Genomic DNA, 23,988 nt, shown 5'->3' on the forward strand with positions numbered 1-23,988 from the left:
TTTTCCCCTGAAGGTGAAGGTGGACCGGCGGCGTCTTTACCCCGTAACGCGCCGCCGGTCCGGACAAGTGGTGTTACAAGAAACCCAGTTGTTGCGCGGTTGCGTCGATGGCCTTCTTCGCCTTCGACACGATTTCGTCAATCTCGGCACGCGTGATCACGAGCGGCGGCGAAAGCAGCATCCGGTCACCCGTCGCACGCATGATGAGATTGCCGTTGAAGCAGAAGTCGCGGCAGATCGTGCCCACGTCGCCGCCGTTCGCGAAACGCTTGCGCGCCTTCGGATCTTCGGCGAGCTGGAGGCCGGCCACGAGGCCGACGCCCGAAATGTCGCCGACGATCGGATGGTTGCCGAAGGTTTCGCGCAGGCGCTGCTGGAAGTACGGGCCGGTGTCCGTCTTCACGCGCTCGATGATCTGTTCGTCGCGCAGGATCTTGAGGTTCGCGACGGCGACGGCAGCCGCCACCGGATGGCCCGAGTACGTGAGACCGTGGTTGAAGTCGCCGTTCTCGATGATCACCTGCGCCACGCGGTCGTGCAGACCCACCGCGCCCATCGGCACGTAGCCGCTCGTGAGGCCCTTGGCCAGCGTGATGAGATCGGGCTCGAAGCCGAAGTGCTGATGCGCAAACCATTCGCCCGTGCGCCCGAAGCCGCCGATCACTTCGTCGGCGCACAGCAGGATGTCGTACTTGCGGCAGATGCGCTGGATTTCCGGCCAGTAGGTCGAGGGCGGGAAGATCACGCCGCCCGCGCCCTGGAACGGCTCGCCAATGAAGGCCGCCACGTTTTCCGCGCCCACTTCGAGAATCTTCGCTTCGAGCTGCTGCGCACGCGCGAGGCCGAACTCCTCGGGCGTCATGTTGCTTTCGGCTTCGCCGAAGAAATACGGCTGGTCGATGTGGACGATATTCTCCACCTTCGAGGGCATCTGCTCGTGCATGTAGCCCATGCCGCCCAGCGTGCCGCCCGCGATGGTCGAACCGTGATAGCCGTTCTTGCGCGAGATGACGACCTTCTTCGAAGCTTTGCCCTGCGCGAGCCAGTACTGGTGCACGATGCGCAGCACCGTGTCGTTGCCCTCGGAGCCGCTGTTGCAGTAGAAGAAGTGGTTGAACGGGCCCGGCGCGACTTCGGCGAGCATCGCCGAAAGTTCGATGACGGGCGGATGCGTGGTCTTGAAGAACGTGTTGTAGTACGGCAGCTCCTGCAGTTGCTTGTAGGCCGCATCCGCGAGTTCCTTGCGGGCATAGCCCACGTTTACGCACCAGAGGCCAGCCATGCCGTCGATGATCTGGTTACCTTCGGAGTCCCACAGATACACGCCCTTGGCCTTCACGATCACGCGGCTGCCCGCCTGGTTGAGCGAGCCCATGTCCGAGAACGGATGGATGTGGTGCGCCGCGTCCAGCGCACGATATTCGGCCGTCGAGCGTTGGGCCTGAGCGCGCAGCGTCGTCGGCGCGGGTTGCACCAGGCCGGCGGGGGCGTCGATTCGGTAGCTCATTGCTTGTCTCCTTGCTTCGTTACACGTGCAGCAGCAGATGCTTGCGTTCCCACGAGCTGATCACGCGGAAATACGCTTCGTATTCGGTTTCCTTCAGCGCCAGATACGCGCGCACGAACTTCTCGCCGAGGATGTCCTTCAGCGGCTCGCACGCGCCCATCAGCGAGAGGCCTTCTTCGAGGTTGCGCGGCAACTGGTACGGTAGTTCGTAACCGTCGCTGAGCAGCGGCTCGGTGGGCTTGAGGTGCTGCGTCATACCGAGGTAGCCCGCGGCGAGCGTTGCGGCGATCGCGAGGTACGGATTCGTGTCCACGCCCGGAATGCGGTTTTCGACGCGGCGCGCGGCCGGCGACGAGTACGGCACGCGGAAGCCCACGGTACGGTTGTCATAGCCCCATGCAACGTTGATCGGCGCAGCCATGAAGCGCGACAGGCGGCGGTACGAATTGATGTACGGCGCGAAGATCGGCATCAGCGCCGGCGTGTACTTCTGCAGGCCGGCGATGTACGCGTAGAACATGTCGGTGGCCTTGCCGTCCGCGCCCGTGAAGAGATTCTGGCCGCTTTCGGCGGAGACGAGGCTCTGATGTATGTGCATGGCCGAGCCGGGTTCATTCTCCATCGGCTTCGACATGAACGTGGCGTACATGTGGTGGCGCAGCGCGGCTTCGCGCACCGTGCGCTTGAACAGGAACACGCGGTCGGCGAGGCCCAGCGGTTCGCCGTGCATGAAGTTGATTTCCATCTGCGCGGCACCAACCTCGTGAATCAGCGTATCGACTTCGAGGTCCTGAATATCGCAGTACTCGTAGATGTCTTCGAAGAGCGGGTCGAATTCGTTGACGGCTTCGATCGAGTACGCCTGGCGGCCCGTTTCCGGACGACCCGTGCGGCCGATGGGCGGCGCGAGGGGAATGTCCGGATCCTTGTTCATGTCGACGAGGTAGAACTCCAGTTCCGGCGCGATGATGGGCTTCCAGCCCTTCGCTTCGTAGAGTTCCAGCACGCGGCGCAGCACGCGGCGCGGCGAGATTTCGACAGGCGTGCCGTCGAAGTGCACGCAGTCGTGAATCACCTGGGCCGTGGGATCGACGGCCCACGGAATGATGCGGATGGTGGAGGGGTCGGGCACGCAGACCATGTCGGGGTCGGTGACGCCCGTGAGGCTGCCGTCTTCCGGATAGTCGCCGGTCACGGTCTGGATCATCACGGCCTGCGGCAGCCGCATGGATTCGCCCGATTCGAACCGGCTGCGCGGAATGATCTTGCCGCGTGCGATGCCCGCCATGTCGGGGATGATCGCTTCGATTTCGGTGATGTGGTGCTTCTTCAGGAATTCTTCGATTTCATGCATGTTGGTTCTCTCTGTCTGGTACGGGTCGGCTCAGGCGTGGGCGGCGCGAGGCGCCGCGGCGTTCTGCCGGTCGGCCCCGCCCGGTATTCGGGCCAGCATGCGTGCGCGGCAGGCTGCGCCGAAGGCACGGAAAATAGCGGTGGAAAGGGCGTCTTCAGCGTGCTTCCACTCGGGATGCCACTGCACGCCCAATGCGAAGGCGGGGGCGTTCGCCACGCTCACGGCTTCGATCAGGCCATCGGGCGCAACCGCTTCGGCAACGAGTCCCGCGCCGAGCGTATCGATTCCTTGCCCGTGCAACGAGTTGACGCGAGCCTCGCGGGCGCCCTGCAGGAAGCGCTGCAGCATGCCGCCGGCAGCGAGCGTGACCGCATGTGCCGGACCATATTGCTGGTCGAGCGGATCGGCCTTGTTCTCGCGGTGATCGTTGAGCCCTTCCACGTTATGCACCTGCTGGTGCAGCGTGCCGCCGTACACCACATTCATTTCCTGGAAGCCGCGGCAGATCGCGAGCACGGGCACGCCCGCCTCGATTGCGGCGCGCATGAGCGGCAGCGTGGTTGCGTCGCGGTGCGGATCGTGCAGCGTGCCCGGCTCGCTCGCCACGCCGCCGTAGCGATACGGCTCGACGTTCGAGTAGCTGCCCGTGAAGAGCAGCCCGTCGACGGCGTCGAGCACGTCGGCCGTGGCCTGGCGCTCGCCGAGCGCGGGCAGCACCAGCGCGAGTGCGCCGGCGCCGTCCACGGCTGCGGCGATGTACTTCTCGCCCGTCGTGTGCGACGCGTGGGATCCCACCATGGTTCGGTCGGCGGTAACGCCGATCAGGGGTTTCATTCGCATGGCTAAAGTTCGACTTCCTTGACCCGGGCAATGCTCTATTCACGGATATAACGTGTATTGCAGGGATGCCGCGGGCGTGACATGACCTTGCAACCCTGCACGAGGCAAGGCCGCAACCTGGTTTGCAGCGAGAGCGTAGCTAACGCATCGCGCTGCGCGTGGAGATCATGTAGGCGGTTCGTTTCGTACTGCGATGTGGCCAGACCGGAGACGCAGCCCTGTTCGGGCGCGCACGGCCACCTCGCTCGCGAGCGGCGGCACGCGGCCACGCAGGCGATCGACGATAACGAACGGCGCAGGAAGGAGAGGCGCTAGGGCAGCAGCGACGCGACTTCGTCCGTGTGGACGGCGATGAAGGCGCGTGCGGAGACGGCGTTATGACGCCGAACCGACCGGCGGGACAGTATCGTGAAGATGGACAGAAGCAGGCGAGAAGCAAGCCTGCCGCTACTGCCATCGGCGATGGCGGCCGAGTCACTGCGAAGACACCTCGCATGACTTCGATCCCATCTGACCAGAGGGCCACGGACTCTCACAATTGCACTCGACTGGGTGACGTTGAACAGGGGCATTCCGGTCAAAAAAGCGTAAACGGTAAATCCTGATTCGACCGGAACGCGGCTGGTGCCAGATGCCCTTTGCATCGCTAAACGTCTTGCTGCACCGGGTGCTGCAAGATGTGCCGCTACAAGAACTTCATGACTTCCAACCTGTGGTCCAGCATATACGAGCCAAAATGGGCGTCAATTATTTTTTACGCTTTTTATGTCAGCACTTTCCCGAGTTCCCCTGCAAATACGCTGATGCACGGAACCTGTGCGCACCATTCTGAATATTTCGAATGCCTTACAGGGGTTTGTACCGACAGAAAAAAAAGCCAAGTGATTAGAATATTCAACACGTCCGCGCCGGGTCTGCGTGCGCGCTCTTTCGTCTACGGTTCCTGAAAACGTGTCCGAGTCTGCCTCGATGTCCACCGAAGTCGCTACGCGGCTACGCTACGTCCGCAAGCGGTATGGTCTGTCCCAGCGCGAGCTTGCCAAGCGCGCGGGCGTCACCAACGGCGCGATCTCGCTGATCGAGCAAAGTCGGGTCAGCCCCTCGGTGGGGTCGCTGAAGAAGCTGCTCGAATGCATACCGATGAGTCTTGCGGAGTTCTTCACGTTCGACCTGAGCGAAGGCGGCAGCGTGGTGTCGCGGCGCGGCGAGATGCCGAATCTCGGCAACGCGTCCATCGAGTTCTATCTCGTGGGCGCGAACGTGAAAGACCGCAACATGGGTATCTTGCGCGAGGTGTACCAGCCGCTCGCCGATACGGGCCCCGAAATGCTCACGCATGCGGGTCACGAAGGCGGCATCGTGGTGTCCGGACAGATCGAGCTGACCGTGGACGGCACGACGTGGCTGCTCGACCCCGGCGACAGCTATTACTTCGAAAGCCGTCTTCCGCACCGTTTCCGCAATCCGAGCGCGGATCAGGTTTGCGAAGTGGTGTCGGCGAATTCGCCGCCCACTTTTTGATCGCGCCCACCCCGGCCGCGAGCCGCCGCGCAAGCGTGGCGTGCCCGGCCCGTCGTACCCAACCGCACAACACTGCGCACAAACAACACTGAGGCATCCTGATGGAAAAGAAAACTCTCGCTTACTGGCAGGACAAGGCTGCGACGCTCTCGATCGAAGGCCGCGCATTCATCGACGGCGCGTATCGCGATGCCTACTCGGGACGCACGTTCGACTGCGTGAGCCCGATTGACGGCCGCGTGCTTGCGAGCGTCGCCGACTGCGGCGCCGCCGATGTGGACGCGGCCGTGGCCGCCGCGCGCCGCGCGTTCGACGCGCAGGTGTGGGCGGGCCTGAATCCGCGCGCGCGCAAGGCGATCCTGCTGCGCTGGGCCGCGCTGATGCGCGAGCACCTGGACGAACTCTCGCTGCTGGAGACGCTCGACGCGGGCAAGCCCATCGGCGACACGACCACGGTGGACGTGCCGGGCGCGGCGTACTGCGTCGAATGGTTTGCCGAAGCGATCGACAAGGTGGGTGGCGAAGTGGTGCCGGCCGATCATCATCTCGTGGGCCTCGTCACGCGCGAGCCGATCGGCGTGGTAGCGGCTGTGGTGCCCTGGAACTTCCCGATCCTGATGGCTTCGTGGAAATTCGGCCCGGCGCTCGCGGCTGGCAATAGCGTCGTGCTCAAGCCTTCGGAAAAGTCGCCGCTTACGGCCATTCGCGTCGCACAGTTGGCTCACGAAGCGGGCATTCCGGCCGGTGTGTTCAACGTGCTGCCGGGCGGCGGCGAACCCGGCAAGCTGCTCGCGCTGCATCGCGACGTGGACTGCATTGCGTTCACGGGCTCGACGGGCGTCGGCAAGCAGATCATGCAGTACGCGGGCCAGTCGAACCTTAAGCGCACGTGGCTCGAACTGGGCGGCAAGTCGCCGAACATCGTGCTGGCGGACTGCCCGGACCTCGACCGCGCCGCCAACGCGGCGGCCGGCGCGATCTTCTACAACATGGGCGAGATGTGCACGGCCGGTTCGCGCCTGCTCGTGCATCGCGACATCAAGGACGCGTTCCTCGCGAAGCTCGTGGAGGCCGCGCGCAACTATGTGCCGGGCAATCCGCTCGACCCGAAGGTTTCGATGGGCGCGATCGTCGACAAGATCCAGCTCGAGCGCGTGCTCTCCTATATCGAGGCGGGCCGCAAGGAGGCAAAGCTGCTGCTGGGCGGCGAGCGCGTGAACGAGGCGAGCGGCGGCTACTATATCGAGCCGACCGTGTTCGACACCCATCACGATGCGAAGATCGCGCGCGAAGAGATCTTCGGGCCGGTGCTCTCGGTCATCACGTTCAGCACCATCGACGAAGCGGTTCGCATTGCCAACGATAGCGACTACGGCCTCGCGGCCGCCGTCTGGACGGCAAACCTCACGAACGCGCATGAAATCTCGCGCCGCCTGCGCGCGGGCACCGTGTGGGTCAACTGCTACGACGAAGGGGGCGACATGAACTTCCCGTTCGGCGGCTTCAAGGAGTCGGGCAACGGCCGCGACAAGTCGCTGCACGCCCTCGAGAAGTACACCGAACTGAAATCCACGCTCGTGCGGCTGCGCTAACCATGACCGACATTATCCATGGCGACGGCGCGATCCGTCGCCGGTCGCTTTACGGCTCCTCGGTCGAAAATACCTACGGCGGCGTGCTGTCGTTCATGCGGCGCAACTACACGCGCGAACTCGACGGCGTCGATGTCGTCGTTTCGGGCGTGCCGCTCGATCTCGCCACCACGTTCCGCTCCGGCGCGCGCCTTGGGCCCGGCGCCGTGCGCGCGGCCAGCGTGCAGCTCGCCGAGCTGTATCCGTATCCGTGGGGCTTCAATCCGTTCGACACGCTTGCCGTGACCGACTACGGCGACTGCTGGTTCGACGCGCACAATCCGCTCTCGATCAAGCCCGCCATCATCGAGCACGCGCGCACGATCCTGCGTTCGAACGCGAAGATGCTCACGTTCGGCGGCGATCACTTCATCACGTATCCGCTGCTGGTCGCGCACGCGGAGAAATACGGCAAGCCGCTTTCGCTGATCCATTTCGATGCGCACTGCGATACCTGGGCCGACGACTCGCCCGACAGTCTCAACCACGGCACGATGTTCTACAAGGCCGTGAAGGAAGGCCTGATCGATCCGAAGACCTCGGTGCAGGTGGGCATCCGCACCTGGAACGAGGACTTCCTCGGCATCAACATCCTCGACGCGGCGTGGGTGCACGAGCACGGCCCGGCGGCCGCGCGCCGGCGCATTCTCGACATCGTGGGCGACCGCCCGACCTATCTGACCTTCGATATCGACTGCCTCGATCCGGCCTTCGCGCCGGGAACCGGCACGCCGGTGCCGGGTGGGCTTTCGTCGGCGCAGGCGCTCGCGATCGTGCGCGGGCTCGAAGCCGTGAACCTGATCGGCGCGGACGTGGTGGAAGTGGCGCCGGCCTACGACCAGAGCGAGATCACCGCCATTGCGGCGGCGCACGTTGCGTGCGATCTGCTATGCCTGTGGCGCCAGCGCAAGGTGGCGGGCAAATAACGCGGCGCGTTAGCGCTCCACGAGCGGTCCCAGATTGGCGCGCACGCGTTGCAGCATCTGGCTGAACTGCCCGGCTTCTTCAGGCGTGAAGCCCGCAAGGGCTTCCGCCTGCACCTCGTCACCCACGCGGCGCGCGGCCGCGAGCACGCTTTCGGCCTTCGGCGTGAGGCTCACCTGTAGTTCGCGACGGTCGTTCGGATTCGCCGCGCGCACCACCCAGCCGTTTTCCTCCAGTCTTTCCAGCATCCGCCCCGCCGAGATCGGCGCCACCTCCAGGCGCTGGGCGAGACTCACCTGGTTCATGTCCCCGTAATGCGCGAGGTACGCGATGATCCGGCACTGCGCGCGCGTGAGGTCGAGCGACGACTTCGCAAGGTCGTCGTAGCGTTTGCCGTAGAGCCGGCCCACTTCGGCGATCAAGAAGCCGAAGCGTTGTTCGAGGTCGGTAGCCATGGCGGGATTATACGGAGGCGCGGCGCGGACAGGTCGCGCTGGAGCAGGTCGGGGGGGCGGTGGGGCCATTCCCCGATTGCGTCAGGGGGCTCGATCCGTATAATAAGCATGCTTATTATCTCCCTCACGCTCCGCTCTTCACACGATGACCGCAGTCGCGCCGGGCGGCCAGGCCGCGCCGCTCAACCGGGGCATGATCACGCTCTCGATCATGCTCGCCACGCTGATGCAGACGCTCGACAGCACGATCGCCAACGTCGCGCTGCCGCACATGCAGGGCTCGATGGCCGCTTCGCAGGACGAGATCACGTGGGTGCTCACTTCGTATATCGTCGCCGCGGCCATCGCCACGCCGCTCACAGGCTGGCTGGCCGACCGGATGGGCGTGAAAAAACTGCTGGGCGTGGCGATCGCCGGCTTCACTCTGGCGTCCGCGCTCTGCGGGCTTTCGGAGACGCTCAGCGAGATCGTTGCCTCGCGGCTCCTGCAGGGCGTGTTCGGCGCTTCGCTCGTGCCGCTCTCGCAGTCGATTCTTCTCGACATCAACCCGCGCGACCGCCAGGGCCAGGCCATGGCCGTGTGGGGCATGGGCGTGATGGTGGGCCCGGTGCTGGGTCCCACGCTCGGCGGCTGGCTTACGGATAGCTACAACTGGCGCTGGGTGTTCTTCATCAACGTGCCGATTGGCGCGTTCGCGTTCTTCGGCGTTTCGACCTTCATGCCCACGCGCGAGCCGGCGCGCGAGGCGCGCTTCGATATGTTCGGCTTCGCCACCCTCGCGCTGGCGATCGGCGCGTTGCAGGCGCTGCTCGACCGCGGCGAGCAGCTCGACTGGTTCGGCTCGATGGAGATCCGCATCGAGACGCTCGTCTCGGTGCTCAGCTTCGCATTCTTCGTCGTGCACACGGCCAGTTCCGGGCCGGGCACGTTCTTTCGCTACCAGTTGCTCAAGGACCGCAACTTCGCAACGGGCACGTTCTTCATCTTCGTGATCGGCGCGGTGCTGTATGCCACGCGTGCGCTGCTGCCGCCCATGCTGCAGGGCTTGATGGGTTATCCGGTAGCCACCACGGGCCTCGTTACCGCGCCCAGCGGTGCGGGTACCATGGTCGCCATGCTGATCGCCGGGCGCATGCTGAAACACGTGGATGCGCGCGCGCTGCTGCTGTTCGGCTTCGTGGTGTCGGCGTACGCGCTCTGGCAGATGATGCAGTACACGATCGTGCTCTCGGCCTCGGACATCGTGTGGCCGGGCGTGGTTCAGGGCTTCGGACTCGGCTTCGTGTTCGTGCCGCTTTCGGCGCTCACGTTCTCCACGCTCACGCCGCAACTGCGCGCGGACGGCACGGCCACCTACAGCCTGATGCGCAACATCGGCAGCAGTATCGGCATTTCGATCGTACAAACCTTCGTCACGCGCGGCACCCAGGTCGCGCACTCGGATCTCGCCGCGAACGTCACGCCGTTCAATCCTGCCTTCCAGACGATGCTTTCGTCCGGTTCGCGTTACGATCTCGCCGTGCTCAACCAGTCGATCACGCAGCAGGCGCAGATGATCGCCTATCTGAACGACTTCAAGATGATGTTCGTCGCGACGCTGCTGGTGATTCCGCTGCTCGTGCTGATCCGGCCTTCGGGCGGCAGCGCGGGTGCCGACGCGGGCCATGCCGCGATGGATTAGCTGTCCGCCGCCACGTATCCATCTTCGTCTCTCAACGCGCGCCGCTCATGCGCGCCTGCCACACCGGATCTCATGCTTTCCGCCGTATCCATTCTGTTGCCCGTATTCGGGCTGATCTTCGCAGGCTTCGCGTGCCGCCGCTTCGGCGTGCTCGGGCCTGCTGCCGCGTCCGAACTGAACCGCTTCGTCGTGTGGCTCGCGCTGCCGGCGCTGCTCTTTCATATCCTCGCGCACGCAAGCTGGCGCGAACTCTTCCAGCCGGCCTTCGTTGCCGCGTTCGGCGGCGCGGCGCTCATCGTATTCGCGGCCGTGGTGGGCGTGCGGCTCTTCCTGCGCCGCCCGCTTGCCGATGCGAGCATCGACGGCCTTGCCGCCGCCTATCCGAACACGGGCTACGTGGGTTTTCCGCTGTGCATGATCGCGTTCGGCCCGTCGAGTCTCACGCCTACCACCATCGCGACGATCCTCGTCGTCTGCGTGCTGTTTGCGATTGCGATCGTGCTGATCGAAACGGGCCTGCAAAGCGAGCGGCGTCCGCATCACCTCGCGATCAAGGTCGTGCGCTCGCTGCTGCGCAATCCGCTGCTGGTGGCGCCCGCGCTGGGCGCGATCGTTGCGGGCACACACGTCACGCTGCCCGAGAGCGCGGAGACGTTTCTCAAGCTGCTGGGCGGCGCGGCGAGCCCGTGCGCGCTGGTGAGCCTGGGGCTCTTCCTGGCGGAGCGGGGTAATGAGGCAGCCGCAAAAGCAACCGCGGATAAAACGACGGAGAAACGCGAATCCTCATGGTGGCTCACGCTTTCGAAACTCGTGGCTCAGCCGGCGCTGACCTGGTGGCTTGCCGAGCGCGTGTTCGCGCTGCCGGCGCCGCTCGTCCAGATGGCCGTGCTGCTCGCGGCGCTGCCAACGGGCACAGGCCCCTTCATGCTGGCCGAGTATTATCGCCGCGAGGCGCATGTCACGTCGCGCACCATTCTGCATTCCACGGTGGGCTCGCTCGTGACGCTCACGCTGCTGTTGCTGCATCTGCGGCACGGAGGCTGAGGGCGTAATCCGCCTTACTTGACGGCACCCAGCGCGAGCCCCTTCACCATATACCGCTGCAGCCACGCGAACACCACCGAAACTGGTAGCGTGGCGGCAAGCGTGGCGGCCATCACGAGCTCCCATTCGACGGTGTACTTGCCGGCCACCATGTCGGTGACCTGCACCGTGAGCGTCTTGTTCTCGGGCGAGCGGATCAGCGTATAGACCACTGCGAACTCGTTCCACGCGCTGATGAACGTGAAGATTGCCGTCACCACCACGGCGGGCACCGCGAGCGGCAGGAACACGCGGAACACGGCGCCCGTGCGGCTGCAGCCTTCGAGCCATGCCGACTCTTCGAGATCGCGCGGCACCGTCTGGAAGTACGACGAGAGCATCCACACCGCAAAGGCGATATTGAACGCCGCATACGAGACGATCACGCCGATCTTCGAGTCGACGAGATTGCCGTCGCCCCAGGGAATCATCGCGGCGAGCCGGAACAGACCGACGACGAGCAGAATGGGCGAGAGCATCTGCGTGACGAGCAGGAACTGGCGATAGAGGCCGCGGCCGCGAAACGGAAAGCGCGCGAGCGCGTAGGCGGCCGGCAGGCTCACGGCGAGCGCGAGCGCGGTCGAGCACACGCTCACCTCGATGCTGTTGCGCAGCGCGACCCCGAAGTTGGCGGCCTCCCACATGTCGACGTAGTTCTGCCAGCGCCAGTGCATGGGCAGCCAGCGCGCCGGATAGACGAACACCTCGGAGGCGGGCTTGACCGACGTGAAGAACATCACGGCGAACGGAAACAGCACGACGATCACGAGCGGCGAGAGCGCGAGCCAGCAGAGGAGCGAGCGTTTGAGTTTGCTGTTCATGCGAGGTCTCCTTCCGCGCTGCCTCCACGCTTTGCCTGCAGCCGCAGATAGGCCACGGAGAACGCGAACAGGATCACGAGCATGACGAGCGAAACCGCCGCCGCTTCGCCGGGGCGTCCCAGCCTGAAGCCCAGTTCGTAGAGGTAGGTAACGAGAATGTGGGTGCTGTCGTCGGGGCCGCCTTGCGTCATGACCCAGATGATCGGAAACGAGTTGAACACGTAGATCACGTTCAGCAGGATCGTCATGTTGATGAACGGCTTGAGGAGCGGCAGCGTGAGCTGGCGGAACTGCTGCCAGGCACTGGCGCCGTCGATGCGCGCCGCCTCGTAGATGTCGCCCGGCACCGAAGAGAGCCCGCCCAGCAGGATCGTGGTGGTGAACGGAATCGACACGAGGATGCCCACCGCGATTTCCACGGGGAAGGCATATTCGGGCGTCGCCAGCCAGTGGATCGGCCCCGAGGTGAGGCCGAGGCGTTGCAGCGTCACGTTGACCATGCCGTAGTCGTCGTTGAATGCCCAGCGCCATACCACGGCCGTCATCGTGAGCGAGACGGACCACGGCAGCATGATGATCGTGCGCGCGACGCCGCGCCCGTAGAAGTCCTGATTGAGCACGAGCGCAACCGGCACCGAGATCAGCACCGTGCCGGCCACCACGAAGAAGGTCCAGACGATGGTGTTCTTCAGCGCGGAGAGAAACACCGGGTCGCTCAGGACGTTATAGAAGTTCTGCAGGCCGCTGAAGTCGCGGATCTGCCCGAAGCGCGAAACATCGTGCAGCGAGTAGAACACGATGTTGAAGATCGGATAGCTGATGATGAAGAGCGCGAGCACCAGACTCGGCACGATCAGAAGCCAGGGCGCGCGGGGCGCGACGACGGCACGGTTGGAGCGGCTCATGCGGTTGGGTTCGCGGGTTCGGCCGGGAGCGCCGCCGGCCGCCTGACTGGCGGGCTGCGCTTGGCCCGGGTGTTTCTGGGGACCGGAAGTCATATCGTCAAAGCGTCGTTGCCCCGTCATTACGGCGAGGCTCCGGCGGCTCGGGGCATGTCGTGCGACACGCCCCGGGCCGCTTTCAGGCACGGCTTACTTGCCGAGCGACTTGTTCGCTTCGTCGGCAGCCTGGTTCAGCGCGTCGGCGGGCTTGGCCTTGCCGAGGTAGATCGACTGCATCCCGTTCGTCACGGCCTTCGCGGTGTCTTCCCAGCCCGTCACGGTCGGCGCGAACTTCGCGTGCGGCAGCAGCGCGACGAAAGCCTTCGTGTCCGGATCCTGGAACGCCGGGTCGGTCGCTTCAGCCTTCGTGGTCGGCAGGAAGCCTTCCGTGCTCGTGAACTCCACGCGCGGCTCTTTCGTGAACAGGAAGTCGAGGAACTTCCAGGCTTCCTTCTTCACCTTCGAGTTCTTGAACATCATGATCGAGTCGGTCACCGCGTAGGTGGCCGGCGTCGTGCCCACCGGGATCGGGTCGATGCCGTACTTGATGTTCGGGGCTTCCTTCTTCAACTGCTTCGCGAGGAACGGCGCCGAGATCATCATCGCCACGCGGCCCTGCTTGAAGAGGTTCTGCACGTCTTCGCGGCTGTAGCCCGTCACGCCCGGCTCCGTGAGGCCCTCGTCGATCATCGTCTTGTAGAGCGTCGCGGCCTTGATGCCGGCCGGCGAGTTGAACGCCGCCTTGCCGTCTTTGCCCACCACTTCGCCGCCGTTGGTCCACAGCGCGTAGTAGAAGTACACGTCGGTTTCGATTTCCTTGCCCTGCAGGCCGAAGCCGGCAATGCCCTTGGCCTTCAGCTTCTTCGAGGCGTCGATCACGTCAGCCCAGGTCTTCGGACCGTTCGGATAACCGACCGATGCGAGCATGTCCTTGTTGTAGTACAGCGCGCGCGCCGAGGCAGCGATCGGCAGGCCGTAGATCTTGCCGTTGATTTCGCCTGGAGCGAGGAACGGGCCGATGAAGCGCGCCTTGAAGCTCGGGTCCATGTAGCCGTCGAGCGGTTCGGCAATGTCGTCCTTCACGAAGTCGAGCAGCCAGCGCGTGCCGATGATCGCGAGGTCGGCGTTGGCGCCGCCGGAGATGTCCGTTTGCAGCTTCTGTTGCAGCGAGTCCCAGTTCACGTCTTCGATCTTGATCGTGGTGCCGGGGTTGGCGGCCTCGAACTCCTTGGCCATTTTCTCGAAGTACGGAGCGGTGGAGTCGCTGTAGTGCGCGACGGTCACGCGGACCGTATCGGCGTGCGCCGCGACCGCGAGGCCCGCGAATGCGAGCGCGGCGGCGAGCTTGCCGAGCGTGGTGGTTGCACGTTGCTGAAACGACATGCTGTCTCTCCTTGTGGTTGTTCCTGGCTGGTTCAGGTTCTTGCCGCCGCCGTCGCCGCGGTTGTCACGGTTCTCGCTGCCCGGCTGCCGGGTTGCGTTGTTTGAAAAAATCCTACAGGATGAAAAAAACATTGTCACCTGGGAAACGCGATATTGTTTTTTCCTTCGTAGCTTGCCTAACATGCTGTAAAACTGGGGAAATTCCTGCGTTGCAGCAGATTGGGCAGTGCGCGTTAACCCGAATGTCGCTGCGTTTCACGTAGCGAGTCTGTTGGAAATTTACAGGCCCGGCGGCACGGCTGGCGGACCTGGTGGGTGAATTCTTTCGGAGAGCCGACGATGAGCCGGGTGGTGCTGGTGACGGGCGCGAGCGGCGGCATAGGCCGCGCGCTGTGCAAACGCTTTCTCGACGCGGGCGATACGGTGCTCGCGCTCGACCGCAACGAGGCGGGCGTCGCGGCGCTCGCCGCCGAATTCGGCACGAGCCGGCTGGAGCCGCTCGTCGCCGACGTGAGCGATGACGGTTTCGTGACAAGTGCCATTGCGGCGGGCGTGGCCGCGCGCGGTCCCGTGGACGTGGCGGTGGCGAACGCGGGCGGCGCGGCCGGCACGACGCTCGCGCACACCGACGCCGCGAAGTGGCGGCGCGACGTCGACCTGAACCTGAACGGCACGTACTACACGATCGAGGCGGTGCGCCGGTCGATGATCGAGCGGCGGCGCGGGGCGATCGTGATGATCGGCTCGGTGAACGGGCTCAGCGCGCTCGGGCATCCGGCCTACAGCGCGGCGAAGGCCGGGCTCGTGAGCTACACGAAGGCGCTCGCGATCGAGCTGGGCCAGTACGGGATTCGCGCGAACCTGGTTTGCCCGGGTACGGTGAAGACGCCCGCGTGGCAAAAGCGCGTCGACCAGCATCCGCAGATCTTCGAAGAACTGAAGAAATGGTATCCGCTAGGCGACGTGGCCGAGCCGGAGGATATTGCCGATGCCGTGCAGTTTCTCGCTTCGCCGCAGGCGCGCGTGATCACGGGTGTCGCGCTGCCCGTGGACGCGGGCCTCATGGCCGGCAACCGGATGATGGCCAACGAGCTGACGCTCGATCCGCTCTGAAGCCGGATTCCGAACCGGCACACACGCACGAATAACGCCAATACGCGCACGAGAGCGCAACCAGCGAACGAGGACAGCATGGCAGCGGTACAACTGAACGGCATCTACAAGCGCTACGGCGAGACCCAGGTCGTGCACGGCGTCGACCTCGACATCGAGGACGGCGAATTCGTCGTGCTGGTCGGCCCGTCGGGCTGCGGCAAGACCACGCTCATGCGCATGATCGCCGGGCTCGAAGATATCAGCGGGGGCGAGCTCACCATCGGCGGCGCGCGCGCGAACCATCTGCCGCCGCAGCAACGCAACGTGTCGATGGTGTTCCAGAGCTACGCGCTCTATCCGCATCTTTCGGTGTACGACAATATCGCGTTCGGCCCGCGTATTCGCAAGGAACGCGAGGAGGGCTTCAAGCCGCGCATCGAGGCGGCGGCGAAGATGCTCAATCTCTCGAACTATCTGGAGCGCCTGCCGCGCGCCCTCTCGGGAGGCCAGCGCCAGCGCGTGGCGATGGGACGCGCGGTGGTGCGCGAGCCCTCGCTCTTCCTCTTCGACGAACCGCTTTCGAATCTCGACGCCAAGCTGCGCGTGCAGATGCGCACCGAAATCAAGGCGCTGCACCAGCGGCTGCGCAACACGGTGGTCTACGTGACGCACGACCAGATCGAGGCGATGACGATGGCCGACCGGATCGTCGTGATGAACTCGGGGCGCATCGAGCAGATCGGCCGGCCGCTCGATCTTTACGACAAGCCCGCGAACCTGTTCGTCGCGGGCTTCCTCGGCTCGCCCTCGATGAACTTCGTGGCGGGCAAGGTGATGAGCGACGCGCGCGGCACGGCGCTCGTGCTGGACGACGGCGTGCGCATTGCGATACCCGAAGGCAAGGCGGAAGCGGGCGCGTACGCGACGCTCGGCATCCGCCCCGAGCATATCGAGGCGGGCGGCGACGTGCCGTTCAACGTCGAGGTGATCGAACCGACTGGCGCCGAGACCCATCTGTACGGGAAAATAGGCGGTTCCACCTGGTGCGTCACCACGCGCGCCCGGCCGCAGGTCGGGCCGGGGCAGCGCATGACGCTCGGTCTGCCTCTCGCGCACCTGCATCTGTTCGACACCGAAAGCGGCAAGCGGCTCGATTGAGACTGAACGGAATACGACACTGAGCGTCGGGCGCATCGGTCAATCCATGGGATATTGAGCTTGCCGGTCTCCAACCTGATCCATCACATCCGCAATGTGGCCGAGTCGCTGCGGCCCGCGGAGCGCAAGGTCGCCGAGATGGTGCTCGCCGACATCGACTTCGCCATGCGCGCGAGCATCACCGAACTCGCGCAGCGCGCCGAGGTTTCGGAGCCCTCGGTTACGCGTTTTTGCCGCGCGGTGGGCGCGCACGGCCTGCGCGACTTCAAGATGCGGCTCGCGCAGAGCGCGGCGGGCGGGTTGCCGTATGCGGCGGCGTCGGCCGAGGTGGCTAGCGGCGACGCCGTCGGCACGCTGCTCGACAAGGTGACCGAATCGGTCGTCCAAGGCATGACGCTCGCTCGCGCGTCGCTCGATCCTGCCGTGTTCGAGGCTGCGATGGCCGCGTTGGGCAGCGCGCGGCGCGTCTATTTCTTCGGCGTGGGGGCGGGTTCGGGGCTCGTGGCGCAGGATGCGGCGCTGCGCATGCTGCAGCTCGACGTCGCCGCGAGCGCGTTCACGGACGCGCATTTGCAACGGCTCTACGCGGGCCTGCTCGAACCCGGCGACGTGGCGTTCGCGATCTCGCAGTCGGGCCGCAGCGTGGAGGTGAACGAAAGTATCCAGATCGCGAAGGAGCGCGGCGCGACCACCATCGCGCTGACGAATGCAGGCTCGCGGCTGGCCTGGATCGTGGACATTCCGCTGCTGCTGCGCGTGCCCACGACGACCGAGCCGCAGGCGCCGGGCGTGGCGCGCCTCGCGCATCTGGCGGTGATCGACGCGCTCGCGATAGGCGTGGCGCTCGGACTCAAGCCGAAGACGCTCGAGAAGATGCGCGACGCGCAGGCGCGCAGCGACGGCGAAACGCCCGAAGTGGCCAGCGACGATACCTGAGGCGGTGCTTGAAGCGGCTCAGGCCGCCGGGCGCGGTACGAGTCTCACTGGCATGGTGTCCGGCACCATCGTGAACTGCTGGACCTCGGTGATTTTCCCGGGGTCGATCATCAGTTCTACCTGGAATTCCTTCATCAGCATCGAAAGCGCGAGGCGCATCTCCACGGTCGCGAGATGCCGACCGGGGCATACGCGCGGTCCCGCGCCGAACTGCAGGTAGGCGCGCACGTCGTGCGCGCCGCGCGGCTCGCCTTCTTGCCCCTCTTGCTCCTGACGCTCCTGGCGGCGCAGCCAGCGATAGGGATCGTAGCGCTGCGGGTCGGCGAAATTTTTCTCGTCCAGCATCGCGGGGCGTGAGAGGAAGAACATGCGTGTGCCCTTCGGTAGCGCCACGTCGCCCACCACCACATCCTCCAGCGGCTCGAACGAATGGATCGAGGCCACGGGGCGCAGGCGCGTCGCTTCGATGCAGATGGCCTCGAAGAGGTCGAGGTCTTTCAGCGTCGCGTAATCGGGGCACACGGGGGCGTTGCCCAGCACGCGGCGGGCTTCGTCGCCAAGCGTTGCCTGTAACGCCGGATCGGCGGCGAGATAAGGCACGGTCCATGCGATCGAGTGCGCCGTGGTGTCTTCGCCGGCCAGCAGCAGCGTGATCACGTTTGCGGCGATGTGCGCGTCGGTGATCGTCGAGCCCGGCTCCTGCTGCTGCACGAGCATCGCTTCGAGCAGGTTGCGCGGCGTTTCTGGGGGATCGTCGCGTATGCGTTCGCGCGCGCGTTCCATCGTGGCGCGCACGTAGCGGTGCACCTCGGCCAGCGACGCCTCGAGCTTGCGGTCGCGCGGCAGCTTCACATAGCGCCACCAGGGGAACAGCGCGTTGGTGCGCGACATCACGCCCGGCAGGATTTGCGCCAGATGCTCCTGGATCACGCCCTGGTCGCGTTCGAGCGTGCGCGGGTCGTCGCCAAAGGCGAGCGCGCTCGTGACGTCGACGGTATAGCGCTTCAGGTCCTCCACCATTTCCACGGTCTCGCCGCGTTGCGACGCGCGCAGCCAGCGTGCGCGCAGGCGGGCGGTGATGTCGGCGAGCGTGGGGTAGAAGGCCTTGACGTTCGGGATCGAAAGCGCCTGCATCACGAGGCGCCGCTGCGGTTCCCAGGCGGCGCCTTCGGCGGAGAAGAGGCCGTTGAAGCCCATTTCGCTGAACACGGCTTCGATGGGCTGATAGCGGCGATAGCGGTGCGGCCGCTCGCGCATGATGCCCTGGATCAGTTCGGTATCGGTCCAGATCGTGATGGGCACGCCCGCGACTTCGAAGCGATACGGCGCCCCCAGTTGGGCGGCCCAGTCTTCGAGGATTCGGTGCAGCCGCGGCGGCGCGAGCTGCAGCAGGTTGCCGATGAGCGGCAGGCCGCGCGGACAGGGCAGGTCGGCGATGGTCCGCGGCGTCGTGCGGGGTCCGGCGGATGCCGTGCTCATGGATGGGGTCCTCGGGCCTGGGCCGTGTTTGGTCACGCGAATCGAGGGCGATTATAGCGGCGCGGCCGCTGCGCCCTCCATATACCCGAAGCGCCGCGAGAGCCGTTGCGCGGCGGCCAGCAGCTCCTGCGCGGGCGGGCATTCGCTGGCCGTTTCCATGATGCCCGAGGGGCCCATCAGCGCGAGCACGAGGCACACGTTGCCCGTGTGATCGAAGACCGGTGCGGCCACGGTGCTGATGCCGGGCACGGGCTTGTCGAGCGCCGTGTCGATGCCCGTTGCGCGGATCGCCGCGAGCCGCTCGCGGTACGCGGGTGTTTCGCCCTCGCGCGCGGGCGCGCCGGCAAGCCGCAGCGCGTCCTGCGCGAGCAGTTCGGCGCGCACTTCGTCGTCGAGCCAGGCAGCCAGGACTCGGCCGATCGCCGTGTGCACGATCGACATGACCGTACCGGGCCGCAGGCTCACGTGCAGCGGCCACGCCGATTCTTCGAGCCGCACGACCGTCGGGCCGAGCGGTCCCGGCACGGCCAGCGCGACGCTCATGCCGGTGGCGGCGGCGAGGCCCACGAGCTCGGCGTCGGCCTCGCGCACGGGCGAGAGGCGCGCGAGGCCGATGAGCCCGAGTTCGAGGCCAAGCGGGCCCGCTTCGTAACGGCCCGCCGCGTCGCGCGCGACGAGGCCGATCTTTTGCAGGCTCACGAGATGCGGGAATGCCTTGGCGGGGACCATGCCCGCCAACGCCGCAAGGTCGCGCAGCGCGAGCGGGGTGCCCGCCGCGACGAGCGCCGCGAGCAGCTCGCCCGTCACGTCGAGCGACTGGATGCCGCGTTGCGGCTTGTCCGCGGGCGCTTCCTGCGCGGTTTGCTGGCTTACTCGGGGCATGGTTGTGTCGATGGAAAAGCGGCCGCGCCGATCCTGCCGGCGGCATCGCGCAGCGCGCGTACGACCGCGCCGTTCTCGCGTACGTCGAGCGCGCCGGTGGCGCCGATGGCCGTGAGCGTGAGCGCCAGTTCCCCATTGCGGCCGCGCACGGGCACGCAGACGCTGCTCACACCGGGGCTGGGCGCGTCGACGCCGTAGTCGAAGCCGCGCGCGCGGATGGCCTCGAACGTGGCGGCGAGGGCGGCGTCCGGCGCGTCCGGGTGGGCCGTGGCCGGCACGGCGGCGGCGGCGTTGGCCGTGCCGCGCCATACCGGCTGCGCGCTCTGGCCGGCCCACATCGCGCGCAGCGCATCGGGCGCGAGGAACGCGCAGAACACGCGGCCCGTGGACGTGGCCGGCAACGACATCACGGTGCCCACGTGCAGGTTCACGTGCAGCGGCAGGCTGGCATGCTCGTAGCGCACGATCGTCGGCCCCTGCGGCCCGGCGATGCACAGCGCCACGCTGCAGCCGAGCGTTTGCGCCAGCGCCGAGGCCTGCGGCACCGCCTCGCGCAGCGCGCGCTGCTGACCGAGATGCAGCAGGCCGAGGCGCAGCGCGAGCGGCCCCGGCTCGTAGCGGCCCGAGAGGGAGTCGCGCTTGATGAGCCCAAGGCGCGTAAGGCTCACGAGATACGCGTGCGCCTGGCTCGACGGCAGATCGCCGCTGGCCGCGAGGTCGCCGGGCGCGAGCGGCGCGCGCGCGTCGGCGAGGGCGCGCAGCAGGCGGCCGGCCACCTCCACGCTCTGGATGCCGCGCTGGGTGCGCGCGAGGGCCTCCGTCCCGGTGTCGCCGGGGGGCTCGGTCAGGCTCGCGCGCTCGTTGCGACGTCGGTTCACAGCGATTCTCGGGTTCAAAAAGGGCACATGGTAACTGAACAACCTGCGCGAACGGCCCACTGCGGTGGTCTCGCTGTCTTATTAAACAATAGCGAGTATATTCGCTATTGACAAACAAAAACGGGAGAGCCTAATATGGCCTCACCCCGGCAGAACAGCCGTTCATTCAAAATCCAACACGGGGCGAGACATACACCGGCCGGCGCGCTGCCAGTGGCATTTGTCACTTCCGCGTCCCGGCACGGTCGGCCCTGAGCCCTCGCCCCGCGTCCCTCACGTCCCACGATACGGAGACTCACGATGGCAAAGGCGTTCGCATCCCAGGCCGACCTCGAAGAGAAAAAGGTCACGTTCACGCAGCTTTCCGAAAACGCGTACGCGTACACCACGGAAGGCGATCCGAATTCGGGCGTCATCATCGGTGACGACGGCGTGCTGATCGTCGACACCACCGCGACGCCGGCCATGGCGCAGGATCTCATCGCGAAGATCCGCAGCGTCACGGACAAGCCCATCAAATACGTCGTGCTCTCGCACTACCATGCGGTGCGCGTGCTGGGCGCTTCGGCGTACTTCAAGGAAGGCGCGCAGCAGATCATCGCGAGCCGCGGCACGTACGAGATGATCGTCGAGCGCGGCGAGGCCGACATGAAGTCGGAGATCGAGCGCTTCCCGCGCCTCTTCGCGGGCGTGGAAACCGTGCCGGGCCTCACGTGGCCCACGCTCGTGTTCGAGAAGGAAATCACGCTGTTCCTCGGCAAGCTCGAAGTGAAGATCGCGCATCTGGGCTCGGGCCACACGAAGGGCGATACGGTGGTGTGGCTGCCCTCGCAGAAAGTGCTGTTCTCGGGCGACCTCGTGGAATACGACGCGGCGTGCTATTGCGGCGACGCGCAACTGGCCGACTGGCCCGCCACGCTCGAAGCGCTGCGCGCGCTCAAGCCCGAAAAGCTCGTGCCGGGCCGCGGCCCCGCGCTTCTCACGCCCGCGGAAGTGGACAAGGGCCTCGACTATACGAAGGACTTCGTGACGACGCTGCTCGCCCAGGGCCGCAAGGCCGTGGAGCGCAAGCTCGACCTCAAGCAGTCCATGGCGCTCACGCGCGAAGCGATGGACCCGAAGTTCGGCCAGGTCTTCATCTACGAGCACTGCCTGCCGTTCGACGTTTCGCGCGCCTATGACGAGGCGAGCGGCATCACGCATCCGCGCATCTGGACCGCGCAGCGCGACAAGGAGATGTGGGACGCGCTGCAGGATTGAGGCACGGTGAAATGGCGCTTTGCATGGGACCAGAGTAAGTGCTGAAGCACTAACTCTGGTCGACAGGAGACACAAAGATGATCGATTATCAGGCGCTGACGTTCGAATACGCGCGCTGCCATGAACAGGGTGCGGCCGGGGATACGCGCCTGCACCCGGTAGCGGTGGTGGGCGCCGGGCCCGTGGGGCTCGCGACCGCCATCGACCTCGCGCAACAGGGCGTGTCCGTCGTGCTCGTCGACGACGATTGCACGCTCTCCACCGGCTCGCGCGCCATCTGCTTCTCGAAGCGCTCGCTCGACATCTTCGACCGCCTCGGCTGCGGCGAGCGCATGGTCGAAAAGGGCGTGAGCTGGAATGTGGGCAAGGTGTACCGCAAGGACGAACTGGTCTACACCTTCAACCTGCTGCCCGAGAGCGGGCACCATCGTCCGGCTTTCGTCAATCTTCAGCAGTACTACGTGGAAGGCTTCCTGCTGGAGCGCGCCCGCGAGCTGCCGAACCTCGAAATCCGCTGGAAGAGCAAGGTGACGGGGCTCGCGCAGCGCGGCACGCGGGGCACGGAGGGCGCGCACGTCGCGCTGACCGTCGAGACGCCCGATGGTCCCTATGAATTGCTGGCGCGCTACGTGGTGGCGTCGGACGGCTCGCGCAGTCCGCTGCGCAAGGCGATGGGCCTCGATAGCCACGGCCGCACGTTCAAGGACCGCTTCCTGATCGCCGACGTGAAGATGGAAGCCGACTTCCCGACCGAACGCTGGTTCTGGTTCGATCCGCCGTTCCATCCTAACCAGTCGGTGCTGCTGCATCGCCAGCCCGACAACGTCTGGCGCATCGACTTCCAGCTTGGCTGGGATGCCGATCCCGTGCTGGAGAAAACGCCCGAGCGCGTGATTCCGCGCGTGCGCGCGCTGCTCGGCCCGGACGTGAAGTTCGAGCTGGAGTGGGTCAGCATCTACACGTTCTCGTGTCTGCGCATGGACCGCTTCCGGCACGGCAACGTGCTGTTCGCGGGCGACTCGGCCCACCTCGTGTCGCCGTTCGGCGCGCGTGGCGCGAACAGCGGCTTTCAGGATGCCGAAAATCTGGCATGGAAGCTCGCCGCCGTGCTCGAAGCCCGCGCGCCCGATGCGCTGCTCGACACCTATGCGAGCGAACGCGAGTACGCGGCCGACGAGAACATCCGCAACTCCACGCGCTCGACCGACTTCATCACGCCGAAGAGCGCGGTGAGCCGCGTGTTCCGCGACGCCGTGCTGACGCTCGCGCGCGACCATGCGTTCGCACGCCAGCTCGTGAACAGCGGGCGGCTTTCGGTGCCCGCGGTGCTGAGCGAGTCGTCGCTCAACACGGCCGACGAAGACGCATTCGCCGGACGCATGGTGCCGGGCGCCTCCTGCGCCGATGCGCCGGTGACGGACGCGCAGGGTCGCGAAGCCTGGCTGCTCGCGCAGCTCGGCGACTGCTTCACGGAGCTCGTCTTTTGCGCGGCGGGCGCGGCTCTGGATACGCAAACGATTGCGTCGCTCGATTCGCTCGCGAATGGGCCCGTTCCGGCAAAAATCGTGGCGGTGGTGCAAGGCGAAGGTGCGGTGCCGTCGGGACTGCCAGGTTCTGCGACGATCCTGCGCGACAGCGAGGGGCTCGCGGCGCAGCGTTACGATGCCGAGGCGGGGGCGTTCTATCTGATTCGTCCGGACCAGCACGTCTGCGCGCGCTGGCGGCGTGTCGACACGGATCGCCTTGCGCATGCCCTCAAGCGGGCACTGTGCGTGCAAGGCACGGCATGACGGCTGGCTGCCGCGCGAGCAGCGGCCAGCGCAATGAAAACAGGCAGGAGACAACCATGCTCAACACCCAACCGAACCTCACGCGTCCCGACGACTTCTACGAAGCGCTGATCGACATGCATCGCGATCTGGACGAAGCACAGAGCCAGTCCGCCAACGCCCAACTGATTCTTTTGCTGGCCAACCACGTGGGCGAGCACGAAGCGCTCATGGAGGCGATCCGCTACGCGCGCGGCGGCGTGGTCGCGCCTTCGTCGAACGGCGCGGACGGCAAGCTGGCCGCTTGATTAGCACATGATCCGCATGGCCAGCGAGGGCTGGCCATGCAACGTCCTTTTCGTACTACCTTTCCCCCTCGCGCTTTCGCGC

General features: G+C 65.8%; 22 protein-coding genes. 11 read left to right on the top strand and 11 right to left on the bottom strand.

All coding sequences use genetic code 11. From position 1 onward, the window contains the following. Positions 1–73: 73 nt before the first annotated feature. The 4 genes from WJ542_RS24270 to WJ542_RS24285 all read right to left on the bottom strand — a co-directional run bounded on the left by WJ542_RS24270 (position 74) and on the right by WJ542_RS24285 (position 4,237). Positions 74–1,507 carry an aspartate aminotransferase family protein gene (locus tag WJ542_RS24270; RefSeq protein ID WP_411192016.1) on the bottom strand — a complete coding sequence of 478 codons (1,434 nt, stop codon included), beginning with the start codon at positions 1,505–1,507 and terminating at the stop codon, positions 74–76. 19 nt (positions 1,508–1,526) lie between these two features. Beyond that, a complete protein-coding gene (locus tag WJ542_RS24275; RefSeq protein ID WP_411192017.1) occupies positions 1,527–2,861 on the bottom strand; it encodes a glutamine synthetase family protein in 1,335 nt (444 codons plus the stop codon). Positions 2,862–2,891: 30 nt separating this feature from the next. Beyond that, entirely contained in the window at positions 2,892–3,701 is an 810-nt protein-coding gene (locus WJ542_RS24280; RefSeq protein WP_411192018.1) for a gamma-glutamyl-gamma-aminobutyrate hydrolase family protein, read from the bottom strand. Positions 3,702–4,012: 311 nt separating this feature from the next. Beyond that, the gene (locus WJ542_RS24285; protein ID WP_084168570.1) at positions 4,013–4,237 is read right to left on the bottom strand and encodes a hypothetical protein; all 225 of its coding nucleotides are present in this window, start codon (positions 4,235–4,237) and stop codon (positions 4,013–4,015) included. Between the two features lie 433 nt (positions 4,238–4,670). Between WJ542_RS24285 and WJ542_RS24290 the strand changes: the two genes are divergently transcribed. The 3 genes from WJ542_RS24290 to speB all read left to right on the top strand — a co-directional run bounded on the left by WJ542_RS24290 (position 4,671) and on the right by speB (position 7,779). Further along, on the top strand, positions 4,671–5,222 hold the full coding sequence (locus WJ542_RS24290; RefSeq protein ID WP_411192019.1) for a cupin domain-containing protein: 552 nt from the start codon (positions 4,671–4,673) through the stop codon (positions 5,220–5,222). A gap of 101 nt (positions 5,223–5,323) precedes the next feature. Further along, positions 5,324–6,814 carry an aldehyde dehydrogenase gene (locus tag WJ542_RS24295; protein WP_411192020.1) on the top strand — a complete coding sequence of 497 codons (1,491 nt, stop codon included), beginning with the start codon at positions 5,324–5,326 and terminating at the stop codon, positions 6,812–6,814. Positions 6,815–6,816: 2 nt separating this feature from the next. After that, on the top strand, positions 6,817–7,779 hold the full coding sequence (speB, locus tag WJ542_RS24300; protein ID WP_411192021.1) for an agmatinase: 963 nt from the start codon (positions 6,817–6,819) through the stop codon (positions 7,777–7,779). A 9-nt stretch (positions 7,780–7,788) separates the two neighbouring features. On the opposite strand, the gene WJ542_RS24305 is transcribed toward speB, so the two are convergent. After that, on the bottom strand, positions 7,789–8,232 hold the full coding sequence (locus WJ542_RS24305; protein ID WP_411192022.1) for a MarR family winged helix-turn-helix transcriptional regulator: 444 nt from the start codon (positions 8,230–8,232) through the stop codon (positions 7,789–7,791). 145 nt (positions 8,233–8,377) lie between these two features. Here WJ542_RS24305 and WJ542_RS24310 point away from each other — a divergent pair, with 145 nt between their 5' ends. Both WJ542_RS24310 and WJ542_RS24315 read left to right on the top strand, forming a co-directional pair. Beyond that, on the top strand, positions 8,378–9,913 hold the full coding sequence (locus tag WJ542_RS24310; protein WP_411192023.1) for a DHA2 family efflux MFS transporter permease subunit: 1,536 nt from the start codon (positions 8,378–8,380) through the stop codon (positions 9,911–9,913). Positions 9,914–9,985: 72 nt separating this feature from the next. Next, positions 9,986–10,957, top strand: a complete 972-nt coding sequence (locus WJ542_RS24315; protein ID WP_411192024.1) for an AEC family transporter — start codon at positions 9,986–9,988, stop codon at positions 10,955–10,957. Between the two features lie 14 nt (positions 10,958–10,971). Here the strand turns inward: WJ542_RS24315 and WJ542_RS24320 are convergent, their stop codons facing one another. The 3 genes from WJ542_RS24320 to WJ542_RS24330 all read right to left on the bottom strand — a co-directional run bounded on the left by WJ542_RS24320 (position 10,972) and on the right by WJ542_RS24330 (position 14,141). Then, complete coding sequence (locus tag WJ542_RS24320; protein ID WP_411192025.1) at positions 10,972–11,817, bottom strand: carbohydrate ABC transporter permease; 846 nt, start codon at positions 11,815–11,817, stop codon at positions 10,972–10,974. Further along, entirely contained in the window at positions 11,814–12,722 is a 909-nt protein-coding gene (locus WJ542_RS24325) for a carbohydrate ABC transporter permease (RefSeq protein WP_411192026.1), read from the bottom strand. The genes WJ542_RS24320 and WJ542_RS24325 overlap by 4 nt, the downstream gene beginning before the upstream one ends. Positions 12,723–12,908: 186 nt before the next feature. Beyond that, positions 12,909–14,141 (bottom strand): ABC transporter substrate-binding protein, encoded by a 1,233-nt coding sequence (locus tag WJ542_RS24330; protein ID WP_411192027.1) that lies wholly within the window; start codon positions 14,139–14,141, stop codon positions 12,909–12,911. A 339-nt stretch (positions 14,142–14,480) separates the two neighbouring features. On the opposite strand from WJ542_RS24330, the gene WJ542_RS24335 reads away from it, so the two are divergent. The 3 genes from WJ542_RS24335 (at position 14,481) to WJ542_RS24345 (ending at position 17,330) form a co-directional block, all read left to right on the top strand. Next, a complete protein-coding gene (locus tag WJ542_RS24335; protein ID WP_411192028.1) occupies positions 14,481–15,254 on the top strand; it encodes an SDR family oxidoreductase in 774 nt (257 codons plus the stop codon). A gap of 78 nt (positions 15,255–15,332) precedes the next feature. Further along, complete coding sequence (locus WJ542_RS24340) at positions 15,333–16,394, top strand: ABC transporter ATP-binding protein (RefSeq protein WP_411192029.1); 1,062 nt, start codon at positions 15,333–15,335, stop codon at positions 16,392–16,394. A gap of 60 nt (positions 16,395–16,454) precedes the next feature. After that, entirely contained in the window at positions 16,455–17,330 is an 876-nt protein-coding gene (locus tag WJ542_RS24345; RefSeq protein ID WP_411192030.1) for a MurR/RpiR family transcriptional regulator, read from the top strand. Between the two features lie 18 nt (positions 17,331–17,348). Here the strand turns inward: WJ542_RS24345 and WJ542_RS24350 are convergent, their stop codons facing one another. The 3 genes from WJ542_RS24350 to WJ542_RS24360 are packed head-to-tail and all read right to left on the bottom strand — an operon-like array spanning position 17,349 to position 20,569. Continuing rightward, positions 17,349–18,809, bottom strand: a complete 1,461-nt coding sequence (locus WJ542_RS24350; protein WP_411192031.1) for a cytochrome P450 — start codon at positions 18,807–18,809, stop codon at positions 17,349–17,351. Between the two features lie 51 nt (positions 18,810–18,860). Further along, positions 18,861–19,691, bottom strand: a complete 831-nt coding sequence (locus WJ542_RS24355; protein WP_411192032.1) for an IclR family transcriptional regulator — start codon at positions 19,689–19,691, stop codon at positions 18,861–18,863. Beyond that, positions 19,679–20,569, bottom strand: a complete 891-nt coding sequence (locus WJ542_RS24360) for an IclR family transcriptional regulator (RefSeq protein ID WP_411192033.1) — start codon at positions 20,567–20,569, stop codon at positions 19,679–19,681. Before WJ542_RS24360 ends, WJ542_RS24355 begins: the two co-directional genes overlap by 13 nt. A 300-nt stretch (positions 20,570–20,869) precedes the next feature. Here WJ542_RS24360 and WJ542_RS24365 point away from each other — a divergent pair, with 300 nt between their 5' ends. The 3 genes from WJ542_RS24365 to WJ542_RS24375 all read left to right on the top strand — a co-directional run bounded on the left by WJ542_RS24365 (position 20,870) and on the right by WJ542_RS24375 (position 23,906). Then, positions 20,870–21,829, top strand: a complete 960-nt coding sequence (locus tag WJ542_RS24365) for an MBL fold metallo-hydrolase (protein WP_411192034.1) — start codon at positions 20,870–20,872, stop codon at positions 21,827–21,829. 77 nt (positions 21,830–21,906) lie between these two features. Next, positions 21,907–23,619: an FAD-dependent oxidoreductase gene (locus WJ542_RS24370; RefSeq protein ID WP_411192035.1), complete on the top strand. Its 1,713-nt coding sequence runs from the start codon at positions 21,907–21,909 to the stop codon at positions 23,617–23,619. Positions 23,620–23,675: 56 nt separating this feature from the next. Beyond that, positions 23,676–23,906: a DUF2783 domain-containing protein gene (locus WJ542_RS24375; protein ID WP_411192036.1), complete on the top strand. Its 231-nt coding sequence runs from the start codon at positions 23,676–23,678 to the stop codon at positions 23,904–23,906. Positions 23,907–23,988: the final 82 nt, after the last annotated feature.

Source organism: Paraburkholderia yinzeri, from assembly GCF_046581065.1.
GTDB lineage: Bacteria > Pseudomonadota > Gammaproteobacteria > Burkholderiales > Burkholderiaceae > Paraburkholderia.